Source organism: Klebsiella sp. F11 (assembly GCF_056712265.1).
The window spans coordinates 721,325-741,087 of sequence record NZ_CM160060.1 but is presented as its reverse complement, the minus strand read 5'-3'; the positions used below and the strand labels follow the sequence as shown (position 1 = coordinate 741,087).

Annotated in this window: 18 protein-coding genes; 4 read left to right on the top strand and 14 right to left on the bottom strand. The window is 58.3% G+C overall.

The window, feature by feature from the left end:
- Positions 1–14: 14 nt before the first annotated feature.
- The 3 genes from AC1M2H_RS03740 to AC1M2H_RS03730 form a co-directional block, all read right to left on the bottom strand.
- A complete protein-coding gene (locus tag AC1M2H_RS03740) occupies positions 15–410 on the bottom strand; it encodes a YidB family protein (RefSeq protein ID WP_480150347.1) in 396 nt (131 codons plus the stop codon).
- A 47-nt stretch (positions 411–457) separates the two neighbouring features.
- Positions 458–907: a peptidoglycan-binding protein LysM gene (gene lysM, locus AC1M2H_RS03735; RefSeq protein WP_480150346.1), complete on the bottom strand. Its 450-nt coding sequence runs from the start codon at positions 905–907 to the stop codon at positions 458–460.
- Positions 908–974: 67 nt separating this feature from the next.
- Positions 975–1,865, bottom strand: coding sequence for a LysR substrate-binding domain-containing protein (locus AC1M2H_RS03730; protein ID WP_480150345.1), 891 nt, complete (start codon positions 1,863–1,865; stop codon positions 975–977).
- A gap of 99 nt (positions 1,866–1,964) precedes the next feature.
- Here AC1M2H_RS03730 and AC1M2H_RS03725 point away from each other — a divergent pair, with 99 nt between their 5' ends.
- Together AC1M2H_RS03725 and AC1M2H_RS03720 are read left to right on the top strand one after the other, a co-directional pair.
- Positions 1,965–2,567 carry a short chain dehydrogenase gene (locus AC1M2H_RS03725; protein WP_480150344.1) on the top strand — a complete coding sequence of 201 codons (603 nt, stop codon included), beginning with the start codon at positions 1,965–1,967 and terminating at the stop codon, positions 2,565–2,567.
- Between the two features lie 735 nt (positions 2,568–3,302).
- Positions 3,303–4,706 (top strand): purine-cytosine permease family protein, encoded by a 1,404-nt coding sequence (locus AC1M2H_RS03720; RefSeq protein WP_480150343.1) that lies wholly within the window; start codon positions 3,303–3,305, stop codon positions 4,704–4,706.
- 211 nt (positions 4,707–4,917) lie between these two features.
- On the opposite strand, the gene argE is transcribed toward AC1M2H_RS03720, so the two are convergent.
- From argE to AC1M2H_RS03695, 5 genes are all read right to left on the bottom strand, one after another.
- Entirely contained in the window at positions 4,918–6,069 is a 1,152-nt protein-coding gene (gene argE, locus AC1M2H_RS03715) for an acetylornithine deacetylase (protein WP_480151828.1), read from the bottom strand.
- Positions 6,062–6,736, bottom strand: a complete 675-nt coding sequence (locus AC1M2H_RS03710) for a DUF1028 domain-containing protein (RefSeq protein ID WP_480150342.1) — start codon at positions 6,734–6,736, stop codon at positions 6,062–6,064. The genes argE and AC1M2H_RS03710 overlap by 8 nt, the downstream gene beginning before the upstream one ends.
- 9 nt (positions 6,737–6,745) lie before the next feature.
- Positions 6,746–7,168: a RidA family protein gene (locus tag AC1M2H_RS03705; protein ID WP_480151827.1), complete on the bottom strand. Its 423-nt coding sequence runs from the start codon at positions 7,166–7,168 to the stop codon at positions 6,746–6,748.
- A gap of 28 nt (positions 7,169–7,196) precedes the next feature.
- The gene (locus AC1M2H_RS03700; RefSeq protein ID WP_480150341.1) at positions 7,197–8,462 is read right to left on the bottom strand and encodes a flavin-containing monooxygenase; all 1,266 of its coding nucleotides are present in this window, start codon (positions 8,460–8,462) and stop codon (positions 7,197–7,199) included.
- Between the two features lie 343 nt (positions 8,463–8,805).
- On the bottom strand, positions 8,806–9,735 hold the full coding sequence (locus AC1M2H_RS03695; RefSeq protein ID WP_480150340.1) for a LysR family transcriptional regulator: 930 nt from the start codon (positions 9,733–9,735) through the stop codon (positions 8,806–8,808).
- 530 nt (positions 9,736–10,265) lie between these two features.
- On the opposite strand from AC1M2H_RS03695, the gene AC1M2H_RS03690 reads away from it, so the two are divergent.
- Both AC1M2H_RS03690 and AC1M2H_RS03685 read left to right on the top strand, forming a co-directional pair.
- Positions 10,266–11,756, top strand: a complete 1,491-nt coding sequence (locus AC1M2H_RS03690; protein WP_480150339.1) for an aldehyde dehydrogenase — start codon at positions 10,266–10,268, stop codon at positions 11,754–11,756.
- A 48-nt stretch (positions 11,757–11,804) separates the two neighbouring features.
- On the top strand, positions 11,805–13,187 hold the full coding sequence (locus tag AC1M2H_RS03685) for an aspartate aminotransferase family protein (RefSeq protein WP_480150338.1): 1,383 nt from the start codon (positions 11,805–11,807) through the stop codon (positions 13,185–13,187).
- Positions 13,188–13,251: 64 nt separating this feature from the next.
- Here the strand turns inward: AC1M2H_RS03685 and AC1M2H_RS03680 are convergent, their stop codons facing one another.
- From AC1M2H_RS03680 to AC1M2H_RS03655, 6 genes are all read right to left on the bottom strand, one after another.
- A complete protein-coding gene (locus tag AC1M2H_RS03680; RefSeq protein WP_480152309.1) occupies positions 13,252–14,625 on the bottom strand; it encodes a purine-cytosine permease family protein in 1,374 nt (457 codons plus the stop codon).
- 251 nt (positions 14,626–14,876) lie between these two features.
- Positions 14,877–16,343, bottom strand: a complete 1,467-nt coding sequence (locus tag AC1M2H_RS03675; protein ID WP_480150336.1) for an aldehyde dehydrogenase — start codon at positions 16,341–16,343, stop codon at positions 14,877–14,879.
- An 11-nt stretch (positions 16,344–16,354) separates the two neighbouring features.
- Positions 16,355–17,392: an LLM class flavin-dependent oxidoreductase gene (locus AC1M2H_RS03670; RefSeq protein ID WP_480150335.1), complete on the bottom strand. Its 1,038-nt coding sequence runs from the start codon at positions 17,390–17,392 to the stop codon at positions 16,355–16,357.
- Between the two features lie 19 nt (positions 17,393–17,411).
- Positions 17,412–18,338, bottom strand: coding sequence for a flavin reductase family protein (locus AC1M2H_RS03665; RefSeq protein WP_480150334.1), 927 nt, complete (start codon positions 18,336–18,338; stop codon positions 17,412–17,414).
- A complete protein-coding gene (locus AC1M2H_RS03660) occupies positions 18,325–19,170 on the bottom strand; it encodes an alpha/beta fold hydrolase (RefSeq protein ID WP_480150333.1) in 846 nt (281 codons plus the stop codon). Before AC1M2H_RS03660 ends, AC1M2H_RS03665 begins: the two co-directional genes overlap by 14 nt.
- Entirely contained in the window at positions 19,142–19,744 is a 603-nt protein-coding gene (locus AC1M2H_RS03655) for an amino acid synthesis family protein (protein WP_480150332.1), read from the bottom strand. The genes AC1M2H_RS03660 and AC1M2H_RS03655 overlap by 29 nt, the downstream gene beginning before the upstream one ends.
- Between the last annotated feature and the right edge of the window lie 19 nt (positions 19,745–19,763).

Below are 19,763 nucleotides of genomic sequence, written 5' to 3'. Positions count from 1 at the left end.
GCGCGTAACCGCGCTCAGCCAAACAGCTTGCCTTTCAGCAGGTTCACGCCTTCAGACAGCAGATCCTGCTGCGCGGGGGCTTCGCCTTCTGGAGATAAGCCGTCGACAATTTTCGGCAGATACTCGGAGATGAGCGACGAGGCGGTCTGCGGGTCGAGCCCGAGCCTTGCCGCAAGATCCTGCAGCGCAGAGGATCCGAAGACCGAGGTGACCTGGTCGCTTGAGACCGGGATATTGCCCTGCTGGCCGATCCAGGATTCAACGATCTCGCCCAGGCCGCCGCTGCGGAATTTTTCGATGATCCCCTGAACGCCCCCCTGCTGCTGGATCCAGGCCATGATTGCCTGCAGCTGCTCCGCTTTGCCGGCCTGGCCGCCGAGCATGCCGCCAATTTGATCAAGTAGTCCCATTACCGACTCCATAATAATAGATCGTGCATAACGCCAGTTTTCCCGTCTTACTTATTCGGGATAATCAGCACCTGTCCCGGATAAATCTTGTCGGGATGCTTCAACATCGGCTTGTTGGCTTCAAAGATCCGCTGATAGTCGTTCGCCGAGCCGTACACGGTTTTAGAAATAGCGCTCAGCGTATCGCCGGATTTCACGGTGTAGTAGCGGCTCTCGGTGCCGCTCTGCGTGACGCTCACGTTGTCGCTAACCTGGGCAATGCCGGTGACGTTACCCACCGCCACCATAATTTTTTCCTTATCTTCCTGCGAGCCGACGTCGCCGCTGACCGTCGCGGTGCCGTCTTCGGCCACGGTGATGCTGACTTTATCCGCGCCGGGAAGATTAAGCGCATCGATATGCTTTTTCAGCTTATCGGCCTGGCTCTCTTTATCCCCGCCCGATACCGCATCCCAGATTTTCTCGCCCGCTTCTTTCACAAAACTCAATAAACTCATACCAATCTCCTTTTAGCAGAAGTGATCTATGAAGAACGTTCATCAGACCAGACCAGATAATAATAGTTCATAAATAGCGTCCGCCCTCGTTCAGCGCGTGTTCGACAAACCGGGTGAGCTTCGGCAACGGGCGAAGATCCTGACGCCACAGCAGATGCACCGGGCGCGGTTCGGGGGTATAGGCCTCAAGCACGCGGACGAGTTTTCCGCTGGCAAGATCCTCCGTCAGCAGCACTTCCGGCTGTAGCAGCAGGCCAGCTCCGGCGATGGCCGCCATCCTCAGGCCGTAGCCGTCGTTGCAGCGCAGGATCGCATCGCGCCTCCAGCGCACCTCTTCCGCTATTCCCGGCAGCTTCCACTCGTTGCGCGCGGTCCACACCGTATGGGAGAGGCAGAGATGGCCGGCAAGATCGGCCGGGACCGCCGGCGTGCCGTGGCGGCGGAGGTAGTCGGGGGCGGCGCAAATCACCATCCGGTAGGCGCAGAGATATTTCGCCACCAGGTCGGTATGGTGAATATCGCCGATGCGGATCGCCAGATCGAACCCCTCATTCACCAGATCGACCAGCCGGTTGGTCAGATCGAGCTCCACGCGCACGTCCGGCCACTGCTGGAGGAAAGTGGCGGTCAGCGGCGCCATGACGCAGGCGCCAAATGAGGTCGGCGCGCTAATGCGCAGCGTCCCCGCGGGGGCCAGCCGCAGTCGTTCCACCGAGCCTTCAGCGATCGACACCTGCTCCAGAACGCGTTTCGCCTCTTCATAATAGACCCGCCCGGCGTCGGTCAGGCTCTGGCGGCGGGTGTTGCGCTCAAGCAGGCGCGTCGCCAGCTGGCGTTCGATGAGGGCGATATACTTGCCCACCATCACCGCCGACATCTCCAGGTGCGATGCCGCCTCGGTAAAACTGCCGTACTCCACCACGGCGATAAACGTTTCCATTCCGCGCAGCTTATCCATATTCCGAACCTCAGGTTAGTAATCATCTAACTTTTTGCCAGTTTATCCGATATCCATTTCATTAAAGAATAGAGGCTCACAACTTATCAGGAGTCAGCCATGAAAATCGTCGTTATTGGGGCCAGCGGTACCGTGGGCCGTGCGGTCACCGCAGAACTCAGTCGTCAGCATGAAGTCATTCGCGTCGGTCGTACTCAGGGCGACCATCAGGTTGATATCACCTCCCAGCAGAGCGTGCAGGCGCTGTTTGAGAAAATTGGCCAGGTTGATGCGATTGTCTCGGCGAGCGGAAACCTGTTCTTTGGCCCGCTGGCCACTATGACCGACGAGGAGTTCAACCAGGGTCTGCAGGACAAGCTGCTGGGGCAAATCCGCCTGGCGCTCACCGGCCAGCGCTATTTGAACGACGGCGGCTCTATTACCCTTATCAGCGGGATCGTGGCGCATGAGCCGATTTCCCAGGGCGTCAACGCCACCACTGTTAACGCCGGGCTGGAAGGCTTTGTCCGCGCCGCCGCCTGCGAGTTGCCGCGCGGGATCCGCATCAACCTGATCAGCCCCACGGTGCTGACCGAATCGGCCACCGCCTATGACGGCTTCTTCCCGGGCTTTGCCAGCGTTCCGGCCGCCGCGGTGGCCCAGGCATATCGCCGCAGCGTGGAGGGGATCCAGACCGGGCGGATATACAACGTCGGCTACTGATCCCCTGCCAGAAAAGAATAACCCGCCATCCCGGCGGGTTATTCTTTATATATTCAGCGGCCGCTGCTTCTGAATTAATCAGATCAAAACCCGGGCGGCATGTTTTAAATATTGATCCATCGCACACTATGAATAAATGCCGTTTATTGTGAAGAGCCTCGCATATTTTATTTATGCGCAGCGGCTGAATGATTTCAGATCCGCCAGGCAAACCAATGATTTATTTAAAATTAAATTGACCACTCTGCGGATTCATCGTCATTTTATGGCGAATTAATGCGCGCTTTATATTCCCTACAATAAATATGCCTTTCGCATATTTCTGACCATCAATCATTCCGCGCCACACGTTCCTGCACGAATGATTATCTGGCTTAAAACATCCTCCCGGACCGTTAAGTTTAAAACAAGAAGAATAACAGAATAAACGTCTAAAAAATGGCGCGAGATGACCGTCAGTCGACGACAATCAGGCCGCGGGGCCCGGGTAAAGCACTTTTTTATATCGACGTTCGACATTTTTAATAATTTCCAAAATGATACGAGATTGTGAGAATAGTAAACGAAATGTTATGATGAGTAGATTAGCTGTACTCCTCATTGGAATATCAATCTAACGCTGATTTATACCCATGATGCTTCAGACGACCTCGTTGTTGGCTGCGTTCGTTCAGCTAGCGGCCTGCTGTTGCCAGAAGAATTCACGGTATAGACCCACAGTGATGAGAGAGCGCCATGACTAAACATCAACCTGTCAACGTTGAAAATCTCGAAAGTAATACCATCAGACCTATCCCTCTTAATATGCGCCACGGTAAACCGAGCGATCTATTTACCATCTGGTTTGGCTCTAACATCATGCTATTAACCGTTATCACCGGGGCGATGTCGGTAACCATTTTCCATCTCTCTTTTTTCTGGTCTGTCGTTGCGCTATTTATTGGAAGTCTGGTCGGCGGGCTGTTTATGGCCCTGCATTCCGCACAGGGTCCCAGGCTGGGGGTACCGCAAATGGTACAAACCAAGGGCCAGTTTGGCTCCTATGGTTCGGTGCTGGTGGTGTCCATTGTCGTATTAATGTATATCGGCTTTACCGCCTCCAGCCTGGTACTAGGCGGGCAGTCCATGCACGCCATCTATAAGCCGATGAACTCCGATATCGGGATTATTATCGTCGGCGCTCTGAGCCTGTTTGCCACCATTTTCGGCTATAAGATCATTCACTCCTACGCCAGAATTATGTCGTGGATATCCGGTATTGTGCTGGCCGCGACCTTTCTGTGGATCGTCTTTATTCACGGGCTGCCGATCGATTTTCTCGATCGCGGCGGCTTCAATAAGGTCGGGTTCCTCGGCGCGGTCTCTATTGCCGCGCTGTGGCAGCTGGCCTACGCGCCCTATGTCTCTGACTACTCGCGCTATATGCCCTACAGCACCAACGACAAAAGCGTCTTTTACGCCAGCTACTTTGGCTGCATCTTAGGCTCTTATCTGCCGATGGTTCTCGGGGCGCTGGTGGCGATTAGCATTGGCAATGATGATATTATTCAGGGGATTATTGACCTCACCGGCGGCTTCGGCGCGGTAGTCATCGTGGTGCTGGCGTTGGGGATTGCCGCCACGAACTCGATGATGCTGTACTGCGGCGTGCTCTGTACGCTAACCCTGGGCCAGACCTTTATTGACGGCTGGTCGCCGATGGCTCGCGCAAGGATAATCACCGCCATCCTGACGATGCTCCTCGAAATAGCGCTGGCGATCTATGGGCAGGAAAACTTTTTATTAATCTATACCAACTTTATTACCGTTCTGCTGTATGTCCTGGTGCCGTGGACGGCAATTAACCTGGTGGATTATTACCTCGTCGCGCACGGCGAATATGACGTTGCCTCCTTCTTTAAGCGCGACGGCGGAATATACGGCTACTTTAATGCTACCGCCATCTTCTGCTACCTGCTGGGGATATTAGTTGAAGTACCGTTTATGTCGACGGCTATTTATACCGGCCCGATTGCGACCGCATTTGGCGGAGCTGATTTATCGTGGATTATTGGCCTGCTGGTGGTTTCACCGGTCTATTACGCTCTCTCTAAAGCAAAAACGGTGAAGAGTATCAGCCTGGTGAAAGAGAAAGTTTAGCGCTTCGCTTTTAAGACCCTAAATAACCCGAGCGCCAGGAAGGCGGCAGCTTGAGGTATAGCGGGTATATTCAGTCCGTTTTGCTGACTCCGGATAAACTATCCGGAGTTTTTTTATCCGTATACGGCGGCAGAACAGGGCGCAGGGCGGGGATGAAAATAAGCGGAGGGTTAGAGGGGAAAAAACGCGCCTGAACCCAGGCGCGGAAACGTTAAGACAGCATCATCCAGCGGCGCAGATTACCCAGCATCGTCAGGCACTTTTCCAGCTGAGCCACGGCAATAAACTCATCCGCTTTATGCCCTTGATCCATGCTTCCGGGCCCGCAGATAAGCGTGGCGACCCCCGCTTCGTCAAACAGACCACCCTCGGTGCCGAAGGCCACGGTGGAAAACGCCTCGCTTCCCACCCACTGCGCCAGCCAGCCGGCAAATTCCGACTGCGGATCGCTGAGCAGGCCCGGATAGCAGCTGAGCGGGCGAAAGGTAATATCCGCCTGCGCCGCAGTCGCCCGCATCGAGGTCAGCAGCTCGCCCGCGGCATAGCCGTGCAGCTCGGCGAGCGTCGGCTCGATCGAGACGTCCGGCAGATGGCGGATTTCAAAATCAAACTGGCAGCTTTCCGGCACAATATTGAGCGCCGCTCCGCCGTGAATCACCCCAACCTGCAGCGTGCTGTAAGGCGGGTCAAAGCGGCTATCCTGGCTTTGCGCCAGCTTTTCGCCGAGCGTACCTAAACGGGTAATCAGCTTTGCCGCATATTCGATAGCGTTGACGCCGCTGGGCGCGTAGGCCGAATGGCAGGCCTTGCCCTGCACCGTACAGCGCATGGCCAGCTTACCTTTATGGCCGTAGACCGGACGCATCTCGGTGGGTTCGCCGATAATGCACAGCGCCGGCTTATCCTTTGAGGCTTTAAGATGGTCCACCAGGCTGCGTACGCCAAGGCATCCGACCTCCTCATCGTAGGAGAAGGCCAGATGCAGCGGCATGCGTAAAGGTTGGGAGAGAAAGTCGGGAACGGCGGCCAGCACGCAGGCGATAAAGCCTTTCATATCGGTGCTGCCGCGGCCGTAGCACAGGTCGTCGCGCAGGGTGAGTTCAAAAGGGGGCACCGTCCAGCGCTGCCCGTCAACCGGGACCACGTCGGTGTGGCCCGAGAGCATCACGCCTCCTGGCCCCGGGGGGCCAAAGCGGGCGTAGAGGTTGGCTTTTTTGCCTTCCTCATCAAAGAAAAGCCGCGTGGCTATGCCATAACCGCGGAGATACTCATCGATATAATTAATCAGCTGCAGATTCGATTCGCGGCTGGTGGTATCGAATGCCAGCAGCGTTGCCAGGATCTGTTTCAGGTCGCTATTCATCACCGGGTACTCCGTAACTGGGGGCCTCCCGCGGGTCGAGCGCGCGCGTAATATAGGCCTGCATCTGCGGCTCGTACGCCAGCCACAGCGCGGTAAGCTCGCCAATCGGATCCTGCTCATGCCAGTCAACGCGCAGGTCGACCAGCGGCCAGGAGTAATCATCCACCACTTTTACCGCCGCAGAGTGCACCGGCCCGGCCTCGCCGCCGAGGTTCAGCCCCGCCTGCAGAGCGGCCAGCAGGCGCGTCGCCATCTCCCCTTCGGCCTGCTGGAATTCGGCAACCATCGCCTCTACTACCGCGGGGCTGGCCAGCATATTGCCGCCGGCGATACAGTTCACCCCTTCGGCGACGTGATAGATGCCGAGGGTTTTATCGCCGCTAAACGAGGCCGTTTCCCCGCTGGCGTTGATGGCGATAATCTGCCGATAGCGGCTGAAATCATCCTCCGCCAGCGCCTTGCGCAGCGCCTTTTCCGGCGCCAGCCCCTGCTCAAGCTGCGCGAGCGTCAGCTGGCCAAGGGCCGGCAGGGTGATATTCTGGCTGGATACCGCGCCGACTCCCGCCTGCAGCCACGGGCAGCGGGCGCCGACGGCAATGCTCGAGGAGCTTATAGCGATGCCAAACTGCCCGGTTTCCGGGCAGAATGCCGCGATAGAAAACGTCATGGCGACTCCTTATTTCACATAGCCATCGGGGATCACGGCGATCACGTCAATTTCCATCAGCCACTGCGGCTGCGCCAGGGCGGAGATAACCAGCCCGGTGGAGATGGGGAATACGCCCTTCAGCCACCTGCCGACTTCCTGATAGACCGGCTCACGATAGCGCGGGTCGATAATATAGGTGGTGGTTTTCACAATATGCGAAAGGTCGCTTCCGGCCTCTTCCAGCAGCTGCTTGACGTTTTTCATCGCCTGCTCGGCCTGCGCCTGCGGGTCGCCCAGCCCCACCAGATTGCCTTCAAAATCCGTGCCCACCTGGCCACGCACGTAAACGGTGTTACCGGCGCGCACGGCCTGGCACAAATCGTTGTCCAGGGTCTGATTGGGATAGGTCTCTTTGGTGTTAAACATGCGAATACGGGTATGTGTCGGCATCATTTTTATCCTGATTGATAGCTATAGTTCAGCGCTGACCGGCATCCCGGTACTGACTGTATTTCCGCTGGGTGGCGATATGGTCGGCGATATGCTTCGCGTCGTGCCACACGCCCCAGATAAAGGTCGACCCCCGCCGCGACAGCCACGGCAGGCCGAGGAAATAGACCCCCGGCTCGCTGGACACGCCGCGCTGGTGCTGAGGGCGATTCTGCTCGTTAAAGGCATTTACGTTGAGCCAGCCGTAATCGACGGCGTAGCCGGTCGCCCAGATAATGCTCGTCACCCCGGCCTGCGCCAGATCCAGAGAGAGGATCGGCGACGTCATGCACTGCGGATCGGCTAAAAATTCACGCGCCGCGGGCTCTGGCGGTAAATCGAGGCCGTTGGCGGCAACGTAGGCGTCGGCGGCGTCCAGCAGCGAGAGGTAGTTTTCATCGCCGCGGCGGATGTTGTCGCACAGGTCCGGCTGGAAGGTCGCGACGCCGGATGCAAACGCCTTCGTCAGCCCGACCAGGGTGATGCCGCGCTGCGCCAGCTCGCGAAAATCTACCGTCCGCCCGCCGTGGGCGCCGCTCACCGCGATGGTTACGTGCTCTTTCCCCGGCTCGCTGGCGGGAGCGTCCCACAGGCCCAGCACCCCCAGCCACCAGCAGAAATCGCGGTTGCGGTAGGAGCGCGGCGGCCGGTCGTGGGCGCCGACGGAGAGATAGACCTGGCGGCCCGCGCGCTGGAGCTCATCGGCGATCTGCACCCCGGAAGAGCCGGCGCCGACCACCAACACCGCGCCGGCAGGCAGCTGCTCCGGGTTATAGTATTTGGCGGAATGGATCTGATGAATGCTGCCCTCTTTCGGCGCAATCGGCGGAATAACCGGTTTCTGGAATGGCCCGGTCGCGGCAACGATACGCTGCGCTTCGATCACCCCATCCGTCGTTTCAACGGTGAATCCGGGGCGCCCGCTGTTGCGAACCGCGCTTTTGACCTCCACGCCGGTACGCACCGGCAGAGAGAATTTCCTGACGTAATCTTCAAAGTATTGCGCCACGTCGTCCTTGGGAATAAAGCTATCCGGCTGGCCGCCTTTAAACTCCATTCCCGGGAAGCGGTCGTGCCACGCCGGGCCGTTCGCCACCAGAGAATCCCAGCGTCCGGTGCGCCAGGCCTCCGCGATACGGTTTTTCTCGATAACCAGATGCGAGATCCCCAGCTGAGTCAGGTGCTCACTCATGGCAATACCGGCCTGACCACCGCCAACAATCAGCGTATCAATTTCTGTTTTTTCTACGGTCATAAATGTGTCCTTCGAATGGAGTTTAATCGCCAGGAATAAACCACTGCGCAGGACCGAGGTTAATAAACAGTAACAAACAGGTAAATTATTATAAATTTAGAACCTGAGAATAAAATAGTGAGGCAGAGCGCAGCACCTTGAATATAAAAGATAAAATCACGGCATCGCAAAACAGCCGTCGAATATTTTATGCTTAATGATGATTTATCGTGGGTAAGAGAGCAAAGGCGAGAGGGTATAAAAAATATATGCAGAGGATCGTTTTTTTATATTCAGAAAATAAAGCGCGCAATATAAAAACGGCCCATGCGAGCGTGGGCCGCTGCGCTGAATAAAATCCGCGTCAGGCCACCCGCACCTCCTGCTGCGGCGGACTGAGCACCGCGTTGCGGCAATATTCCATAAACAGCTTAGCGGGATTCGTGGGCTCGCTGCTGCGCAGATGGGCCATTACCAGCGTCGAGTTGGCCATCTCATCCTGAATATCGACGCAGCGCACCCGCTGTCCGTCGTAGGTGATATCAGAAACAGGGCGGGTCACCAGAACCGAAAAGCCCAGCCCCTGGCCGACCATGCAGCGCACCATCTCAATCGACGGCGAACTATAGGCCACCTGCGGGTTGTAGCCTTTATCTTTGAAAATACTGATGAAATAGTTACGGCTGGGGACGACATCCAGCAGCACCATCGGCAGATGGCTCAGCTCCGACAGCTTAACCGACGCCCGCTGCGCCAGCGGGTGGCTCGCCGGCAGCAGCGCGTAGGGCTTTTGCGGGGCGTTCAGGCTCTCGGTCTGAATGGAAATATCCAGTTCGAGATCGTACATAAACGCCAGGTCGAAGCGGCCGCGGTGCAGGCCGTGGGTAATTTCATGCTGCTCGCCGTCGTAAATTTTGATGGTGATATCCGGATAAATAGTCTTAAACCCGGCGATCAGCGACGGTAAATAGAGCGGCGCCGCGGTCTCAAAGCAGCCGATAGAGATAATTCCTGACACCAGCTCGTTGTCGGCCCTCGAGTTTTGCTCGAACTGGTACGAGAGCCGGAGCAGCTCCTTCGCTTTTTCATAAAAGCGCTGCCCACTGGAGGTCATGGAAACCCCCTGCGCATGATGGCGAATAAAAAACTGCTGCTCAAACATATCTTCCAGCGTCTTAACCGCAATGGAGATAGACGGCTGCGCGATATGCAGCTGCCGGGAGGCTTCAGCAATGCTCTCCGCTTCGACAACGGCAACAAAGTATTTGAGCTGTTTCAGGGTGAAATGGGGCATACGATACCTTATTTTTTATTGGCAAAGAGATAATCTGAACAGGATTAAACTATGCTCCCCCTCGGGCGCAACCCCGCCGGCAAATAAAGATCAACAATCCGACATCGGTCAGACTTTTACAGAAAATTAACATTCAGGCGCTGAAAAAACGGCGGCCTCGTCACGTGACGGCGGCATTGCGGCGACGGCTAAAAAAGAGCGGTTATATTTTTTTAGTTCCTTTATACCATTTCTGGAAATATTAAATATCGCCAGACGCGCCATCATAAGCCGACGTTAAAAGTCCGTCGTGAAAATAAAATCCCTTTAATTACATATTATTAAAAAATAAGGCAACGAATTCTTTTGAGCAGCGTCACATAAAGCGCCATCGCAGAAATCATCGCGCCGGCGGCTCTTTGCCGGGCTAACAAAGTTTTTTATGGAGGTTACCTAAATTTTTAGTCCTTTCTCACTCCTCCCCCCTCCGGCATCATGAATTAACGGCAACAAATAAATAACAATTACGCAACACAGTAACGGAGAGGCTTATGACTGACAGAAACTATTGGCAGAGCAGGCTGCAGGAGCAGCGCTTTATCAGCCATGCCATTGTCGATGGCCACCCCTACCTCGCCAAAAGCCGCCGCGTTTTCCCGGCGATCAACCCCGCGTCCAACGCGGTGCTCGCCGAGGTCACGGCGCTTCAGGCAGAAGATATTGCTATCGCAGTGCAATCCTCCCGTAGGGCCTTTGACTCAGGCATCTGGTCGGGGCTCTCCGCGCAGGAGCGCAAGAGCGTTCTGCTGCGGCTATCGGCGCTGATCCTCGAGCATCGCGAAGAGCTGGCGCTGCTGGAGAGCGCGAGCATGGGCAAACCGGTCAACGACGCGCTGAACGTCGACGTCCCCGGGGCGGCGCACGTTTTCGCGTGGTACGCCGAAAGCGTGGATAAAATTTACGATGAGGTGGCGCCTGCGAAAAAGGGCTCTCTGGCGACAATCACCCGCGAAGCAATCGGCGTCGTGGCGGCCATCGTGCCGTGGAACTTCCCGCTCGACCTCGCCTCATGGAAGCTTGGCCCGGCGCTGGCGGCCGGTAATAGCGTGATCCTCAAGCCCTCCGAGAATTCGCCGTTTTCGGCGCTGCGCCTCGCGGAGCTGGCGCTTGAGGCGGGCCTCCCGGCGGGCGTGCTGAACGTCGTCACCGGCCTGGGTACCGAAGCCGGCAGCGCCTTAGGCCTGCATAACGACGTCGATACCATCACCTTCACCGGCTCTACCGCCGTCGGCAAAGCCTTTATGGCCTACTCCGCGCAGTCCAACCTCAAGCAGGTCTGGCTGGAGTGCGGCGGCAAAAGCGCCAATATCGTCTTCGCCGACTGTCAGGATCTCGACCTCGCCGCCGAGAAAGCGGCTTTCGGCATCTGCTTCAACCAAGGCGAAGTCTGCTCGGCTAACTCTCGCCTGCTGGTTGAGCGGACGATTTACGCCGAATTTATCGCGAAGCTGCAGGAAAAAATGCGGGCATGGGCGCCGGCTCACCCCTTCGATCCTGAGGCCAAAATGGGCGCGATGGTCAGCGCGGCGCATGCGCAAAAAGTCATCAGCGCCATCCGCGCGGCCGAACGCGCCGGCGCCTGGGTACTCATCGGCGGCCGCGATATCGAGATCGACGGCGTCGCGAACTACGTGGAACCGACGCTGATTGAAGCCTCGAATACCGACGCCGCCCTGTGGCAGGAGGAGATTTTCGGCCCGGTGCTTGCCGTAATGCCTTTTGATGACGAGCAGCAGGCCGTCACCCTGGCCAATCAGCATATTTACGCCCTCGCCGCCTCGCTGTGGACCGACGATCTCCACCGCGCCCATCGCGTTGCCGGACGACTTAACGCCGGTACCGTATCGGTGAATACCGTTGACGCGCTGGACGTCACCGTGCCGTTTGGCGGCAATAAGCAGTCTGGTTTTGGCCGCGACCTGTCGCTGCACGCCTTTGATAAGTTCACCAGCCGCAAAACGACCTGGTTCCAGTTTCGCTAGCACCCGGCAGCTTGCGCATTTTTAGATTCCCCTTACAGGAGAGAGAAGATGACTACCCCGAATAACCCGCAGCGCAGCACCACGGATTATCAAAGCGCGGATGCCGCGCACCATATCCACGCCTTTCTCGACCAAAAGGCGCTGAACGCCGAGGGGCCTCGCGTAATGGTACGCGGGGAGGGCCTGTACCTTTGGGATAACGACGGCAACAAGTATCTCGACGGCATGTCCGGCCTGTGGTGCACCCAGCTCGGCTACAGCCGCCAGGATCTGGCGGATGCGGCGGCGGCGCAGTTCGCTAAGCTGCCGTATTACAATATGTTCTTCCATACCACCCACCCGACGGTGATCGAGCTCTCCGAGCTGCTGTTCAGCCTGCTGCCGCCGCACTACAGCCATGCGATTTACACCAACTCGGGTTCTGAATCGAACGAAGTGCTGATCCGCACCGTTCGCCGCTACTGGCAGATCCTCGACAAGCCGCAGAAGAAGGTGATGATTGGCCGCTGGAACGGCTATCACGGCTCAACCCTGGCCGCCACCGCGCTGGGCGGGATGAAGGCGATGCACAGCATGGGCGGCATGATCCCCGACGTGGCCCATATCGATGAGCCCTACTGGTACATGCACGGCGGCAGCCTGACGCCGCACGAGTTTGGCCTGCGCTGCGCCGGTCAGCTTGAAGAGAAAATCCTCGAGCTGGGCGCGGAAAACGTGGCCGGTTTTATCGCCGAGCCGTTCCAGGGCGCGGGCGGGATGATTTTCCCGCCGGAAAGCTACTGGCCTGAGATCCAGCGCATTTGTCGGAAGTACGATGTCCTGCTGTGCGCCGATGAGGTTATTGGCGGCTTTGGCCGAACCGGCGAGTGGTTCGCGCATCAGTACTTCGGCTTCGAGCCGGATACGCTGTCCATCGCCAAAGGGCTGACCTCCGGCTACGTGCCGATGGGCGGCCTGGTGCTGAGCAAACGCATGGCGGAAGTGCTGGTTGAAAAAGGCGGCGTCTTCGCCCACGGCCTGACCTACTCCGGCCACCCCGTTGCCGCCGCCGTGGCGATTGCCAACCTGAAGGCGCTGCGCGATGAAAACCACGTCACCAACGTGCGCGATAACACCGGCCCGTATCTGCAGAAAACGCTGCGCGAGGTGTTCGACAATCACCCGCTGATCGGCGAAGTTCAGGGCGCCGGCCTCGTCGCCGCCCTGCAGTTCGCGGAAGATAAAAGCACCCGCCGACGCTTCGCCAATGAGAACGAGCTGGCCTGGCGCTGCCGGACCATCGGTTTTGAGGAGGGGGTGATTATTCGCTCGACGCTGGGGCGGATGATCATGGCGCCGGCGCTGATCGCCGGACGCAGCGAGCTGGACGAGCTGGTTGAAAAGACCAAACGCGCCGTCGACCGTACGGCGAAGAAGGCCGGCCTGCTGTAAACACTCTGCCCGCCGACAGACCGGCGGCAGCACAGGCGCGGGCATCCAGCCCGCGCCGCATCCTTCAGGAACCGTTATCCAACAGACCGTGCGTAACGCGCTCCTGCTCACGCATCTCCAACGGCAACGGGTCCCGGCGATGAAAACGCAGATACGCCGCGCTGGTCAGGACCAGGCTTATCATCCACGAAATATCGGCGCCGGGGATCAGGTGCGCCCAGGGTCCGGTAAAAAAGGCGTTTTCAACAAACGGGATCTGAACCAGCACCCCGGCAAAGTAGATCAGCAGCGCGCGACCGTTCACCAGACCGTAGCGCCCGCCGTCCGCGCTAAAGATGGCCGCAATATCGTAGCGCTGCTTGTTGATAACGTAGAAATCGAGCAGATTGATCACACACCACGGGATCAGCACGCCGATCAGCGCCCAAATCAGATTGAGGAAAAAGGCGACAAAGTTGGCCGCTGCCGCCACGGAAACCAGCACGCCCCCCGCCAGAACAATGGCCGAGAAAATCATTCGCACCCGAGCATCCGGCCGCCACTCCGGGCGAAAAGTCTGTACGGCGGTAATCAGCGATAGCACAGATCCATACAGATTCATCGAGTTATGGCAGATAATATTCAACAAAAACAGCACCATCAGAATCGGCCCCAGCCAACCCGTCGCCTGGCGCACCGCCATCATCGCATCGCCTTCACCGCCCACCGTATTGATGGCCACCACGCCGACCATAAACGCCAGAATGGTGCCGCTGCAGGCGCCAAGCCAGGTGCAGATAAATGGTTTAAAGACGCCGATACCGGCGGGTAAATAGCGCGAGTAGTCAGAGGTATAGGGTGAGAAGCTCATTTGCCAGACCGCACAGATGCAGAAGGTCGCAAACCATCCGCTGAGGCTAAACGCGCCGCGATGCCAGAAGCTGGCGGGCAGCGGCTGCAGCAGCATGATGACAAGCCCCGCCACCAGCGCAATCCCCATGATCCAGGCGCCAATTTTATTAATGCGATGGATAAAACGATAGCCAATCACGCCGATAATCGTCGCCGCAATGGCGCCAATAACCGTCGCGCTGGTCACCGGCAGCGTGGGGATCACGTTATTGATGACCTTGCCGGACAGCGTAACGTTAGAGATAAAAAAGCCCAGATAGATCGCGGTGGTAAAAGCCACCACCAGCAGCGAGCCGTAGCGGCCAAACTGGGCCCGGCTTTGGACCATCTGCGGGATACCCACCCGCGGCCCCTGGGCCGACGTCAGGGCCAGAAATACGCCCCCGAACATATGGCCGGCAACAATTGCGCTGACGGCCGACAGAATATTGAGATGGAAGGTCTGGACAGATATTGCTCCGGTCACCACGGCCAGAGGGGCAATATTGGTACAGAACCACAGGGTGAACAGGCTGCGCGCCTGACCATGCCGCTCGTTCTCGGGCACATAGTCAACCGTCTTATTTTCAATTACGTGACTCCGGGACATTCGATCCTCCGCTAATGGGGATTTTTTATTTAATGTGTAGGGTTCGGATACTAAAAAAAGAGCATGACCTGGCCTGGGCTCATCATGATCCCGGTGGACTACAGGCTGGGTGGGTTATTCCATTAAGACAGCGGCCGCGCGCTCTTCATGAGACAACGGCAGCTGCCGTCGCGCCGGCCATAGCGCGACGAATACCGATCGAGCGTGATTCAGCGCATGATAAAAGGGTCGTCGATAGGCTCATCGCTGGTGCGTAGCCATACCGTTTTGGTGGTGGTGAACTCCAGCGCCGCCTCCATTCCCCCTTCCCGACCGTGGCCGGAGAGGCCGTAGCCGCCAAAGGGCGCCAGCGGGGAGACCATCCGGTAGGTGTTGATCCACACCACGCCGCAGCGCAGGTCGCGCGTCGCGCGATGGGCTCGCGCCAGGTCGCGGGTGAAAACCCCCGCCGCCAGGCCGTAATCTGTGGCGTTAGCCAGGCGAATCGCCTCGGCTTCGTCGCGAAAGGTCACGACGGAGAGAACCGGACCAAAGAGCTCGCGAACAACGCTTTCGGCCTGCGGCACGGAGGAGCAGTCGAGTATCGTTGGCGGAAAGTAATAGCCCGGGGAATCGACGGAATAATTACCGACGATGCAGCGCGCGCCCTGCTCCAGAGAACGATTAACAACCTCTTCAATGAGCGATTTTTGCCGTTTGGTGCATAGCGGACCAAACTGCGTCGCCGCATCGTCAGGAGCGCCGATAACGATGCGCTCCACGCGCACCACCAGCTTTTCGAGCAGCCGTTCCTTCACGCTTTCGGCAACCAGCAGCCGCGAGCCGGCCACGCAGCTCTGCCCCGATGTGGCAAAAATCGCCGCCACCTGGGCGTTAGCGGCGCTATCCAGATCGGCATCGTCAAACACGATAAACGGCGATTTGCCCCCCAGCTCCAGCGTGGTTTTACTGAGGTTTCGCGCACTATTACGCACGATATGGCGCGCCGTTTCCGGCCCACCGGTGAAGGCGATATGGGCAACGTCAGGGTGCGTGGTCAGCACGGTGCCGCACTCCTCGGCAAATCCGGTAATCACGTTGCAGACTCCCGGCGGGAAGCCGGCCTCAGCGATCAGGCGAGCAAAGGCCAGCAGGGGCGCCGGTGCGCTTTCCGCGGCTTTCACCACCAGGGTGCACCCCGCCGCCAGCGCCGGGCCGATTTTCACCGCCGACAAAAACAGCTGGCTGTTCCACGGAATAATTGCCGCTACCACCCCTACCGGCTCGCGCCGGGTCCAGCTCTCGGTGTCCGCCTTATCGATGGCCAGCGTCCGTCCCTCCATCTTATCCGCCAGGCCGGCGTAATAGCGGTAGTACTCCGCGACGTAGGCGATCTGCGAGCGGGTTTCGCGAATAATCTTCCCGGTATCCGCGGTTTCAAGCCGCGCCAGCTCTCCGGCATGTTGTTCCACCAGATCCGCCAGCTTCAGCAGCAGCTTCCCCCGCGCGCTGGCGGTCAGCCCGCGCCACTCCGGGGCCTCAAAGGCGCGCTTCGCAGCGGCAACCGCGCGGTTCACCTCGTCGCTTCGCGCCTCGGCTATCTCTGCCCACGGCTGCGCCGTGGCCGGGTTAAGCGATACGAAGCTGGCGGCACCAGATTCAAAACGACCATCAATATAGAGCTTGAACGATTCCATCTCGGCACCTGTTAATGAAATTCGGGCATAACCTGCTGGATAAAGCGGGTCAACGAGGCTTTCTTACGCGCGAACGGCATTCCGCTGTCGATCCACAGGGCAAACTCGTCATAACCCAGCGCCTCATACTTCTTCAGCCGGGTAATCACCTCGTTTGGCATACCGATAGCGAGATTTTTGCGCATCGCCTCCGCGGAGTAGTAGCCGTTAGCCGCAATCTCCTCCTCGCTCAGCGGCTGAATAAGTCCCTGGCTGACCGGACGCTCGTTTTTAAACCAGGCGCCAAAGTAGTTGTAAAAGCGGTTCAGCTCCCGCGCTGCCTGACAGGCATCGGCTTCATCTTCCGCCACAAAACCGTGCTGGAGCAGCATAATTTTCAGCGGTTTTTCCGGCGCCAGGCGGGCGCGCGTTTCGTGGAAGCACTCGGCGAGGCGGACGATCTCCTCTTCACCCTGGTGCAGCGGCGTCACCTGCACGTTACAGCCGTTGGCCACGGCAAACTCATGGCTGTTGGGGTCGCGGGCGGCAATCCAGATCGGCGGATACGGCTGCTGCTTCGGCTGCGGCGAAGAGGTGGATGACGGGAACTGCCAGAACTCCCCCTGATGAGCATAATCGCCCTCCCACAGTTTTTTCACCGCCGGCACCAGCTCGCGCATCCGCTGCCCGGCTTCCCAGGCGGTGAGGCCGGGCATCATGCGCTCATACTCGTAGCTATAGGCGCCGCGAGCGATCCCCAGCTCCAGGCGACCGCCGGTAATTATATCGGTCATCGCCGCTTCCCCGGCCAGCCGCAGCGGGTGGTTAAACGGGGCAACGATGGTGCCGGTACCCAGGCGCACGTTTTTGGTTCGGTTGGCTAAATCGGCAAGGTTGATAAACGGATTCGGCGCAATCGTGAAATTCATACCGTGGTGCTCACCGGTCCAGATAGCGTGCATTCCCGCCTGGTCAGCCATTTCACATAGCGTCATCATCTCGCTGTAGAGCCGATCCTGCGGCTCATCCGGCGAGATTCGTTCCATATGGATAAATAATGAGAGTTTCATCAGAGGCTCCAGATTAGGTTCAGCTGGCGAATTGTTTGACCAGGCCGTTGAGCTCGTCGCCGTAATAAATGCTGTAATTACCGACGGCATTTTCCCGAACAAAGCGGTTCATCAGCGATTTCAGCGCCGAGTCACTAACCGGCAGCGCGGCGATTTTTTCCAGATCGAACCACTGCGCGTTTTGCAGCACCGGCAGCTCGCCTTCCGCCTCGGTCGGCAGCGCGCACAGGAAGACAATATGCTGCTTGTTGTTCTGGCGATCTTCATAAACCGAGTAGACAAACCCCGGACTGGCGTGAACGCCCAGTTCGCTGATTAGCGCGTTGAGGGTATCGCTGACGCTGCCCTTTGCGACGCTGCGGGTCGGCAAACGATAGCTGCCCTCATGCCCGACCATCACCGCCCGGCCCTTGAGCTCAATCAGCGCGCTGACCTCAACGCTGAGCCGGTTAATTAGCGCTTGCGCGTTGTGGTACGGCGTGAAATATGCGCCGCGGTAGTAGCCCAGGCCGGCCGTACCGGTCGAGTCAAAGTCCTCGACCCTGCCAATTAAAATGGCGTGGTCGCCAGCGTCCACCACCTGCTCCAGCGCGCAGTCAAACCATGCGGAACAGTCATCAATCAGCGGCGTACCGTTTTCGCTGGCGCGCCAGTCGATCGCCCCAAAGCGATCGTCGACCTTCTGCGCAAAGATATTGGAAGTCTCCTGCTGCTGCTCGGCAAGAATGTTAATGGCAAAAAAACGGCACTCGGTAAAGTTGGCGTAATTTGCCGAACGCTTATCGATGCTGACCAGCAGCAGGGCCGGATCCAGCGAGACCGATGAGAATGAGTTAGCGGTGAAGCCAATGGGTTCGCCGCTTTTATCGCGGCTGGTCACCACGGTGACGCCGGTCATGAAGGCGCCAAACGCGTCGCGAAGCTGTCTACGTTTATCTGTTTGCATAAGAAAGTCCTGCCGTTTCGGTTCTGTTGCCCTGTGACGCGGGGTCGTACTGCAAAAAGCTCAGCATTTCATGATTTACCCGTCGGGCATCGGTCAGGCTGACCATATGCCGCGCGCCGGCCACGATCACCGCCTGCCCCTGCGGCGCCGCGGCGGCCATCTCCCGCACCATTTGCGGGCTGGAGTTAGCGTCCAGCTCGCCGGTGAGCACCAGCACCGGACAGCGCATCTCCTGCCAGCGATCGGCGTACAGCCGGTCGCCGTCGGCGAAGGCCTGATAGGCCGCGGCGTAGCCCTGCGGATTGACTTCGGCCAGCCAGCCCCCGACCTGCTCGCGCAGAAGAGCCTCGCGCGCATCGTCGCTAAACCAGCGCGAGAGCGGCGAATCGAGCTGAGCTTCGCCCGCCGCCAGCTCACTGGCGCGCTGCCGCACCGCGCGGCTGGCGGCCTCATTGCGGCGATAAACGCCGCTCATCACCACGGCATGGCTAATCTGCTGCGGATGATCGATTGCCAGCCCGGCGGTAATCAGCGCCCCCATAGAGTGCCCGGCAACGGCAAAACGCGCCTCCGGCTGGGTGTGAAGAAAATCGGATAGCCAGCCAACATAGTCCGTCAGGGTGACGGGCTGACGGAACGCATCGCTCTTCCCGTGTCCCGGCATGTCAACGGCGATCACCCGAAAATCACGGCTTAGCGCCTCTATCTGCGGATACCACGAGGCCGCATTCATACCGACGCCGTGAATCAGGACCAGAGGCTTGCCTTCGCCCGCCTCCAGGTAGCTGACCCGCATCTGGCGGTCAGACAGCAGCTGGGTTTTGCGCATCATGGCCTAACTCTTTCAGGTCGGAATAACGGTTGCCAATGCGGTGATGCGGACGGCCGCCGGTTGCGGCGCCTAAGGCCACCAGGATTTCGTCATAGCGCGGCGCATCGCTGATATTGAACTGCATCGTCAGATAGTGCTCGCGGCTGCCTTCGTCGTTTTTATGCATCATCGGGATGAGCACCGCCGAGTTAGCCGGACCGCGCGTATTGTTGAAGGCCAGATAGTTTTTGCTCTGCACCGCGCTGCGGTAATGATTACCGAAATGCAGGGTGTGAATCAGCGCGGAGGCGTGTTCCAGCTCGCCGTCGAGACCGACAACCGCGCTCTTGCCAAAGGCTTCGATATTCTCGCCGCTGCCCGTCTCGTTGATAATCAGGCGGGTCAGCAGTTCGCCCAGAATCGGCGCAAACTCACGGATCTGCGGCGTCAGGTCATCGACAAAACCCTGCCCTGCCCACGGGTTGCGAATGACCGCCGCGGCAGCAATCATCACCAGCGGTTTCGCCGCCGCTTTACCTCCATCAACATAGACCGTTTCCGTTGTGACTAACGTTTTACGAATCGCGGGATGCATAAACTCTCCTCAACATGGT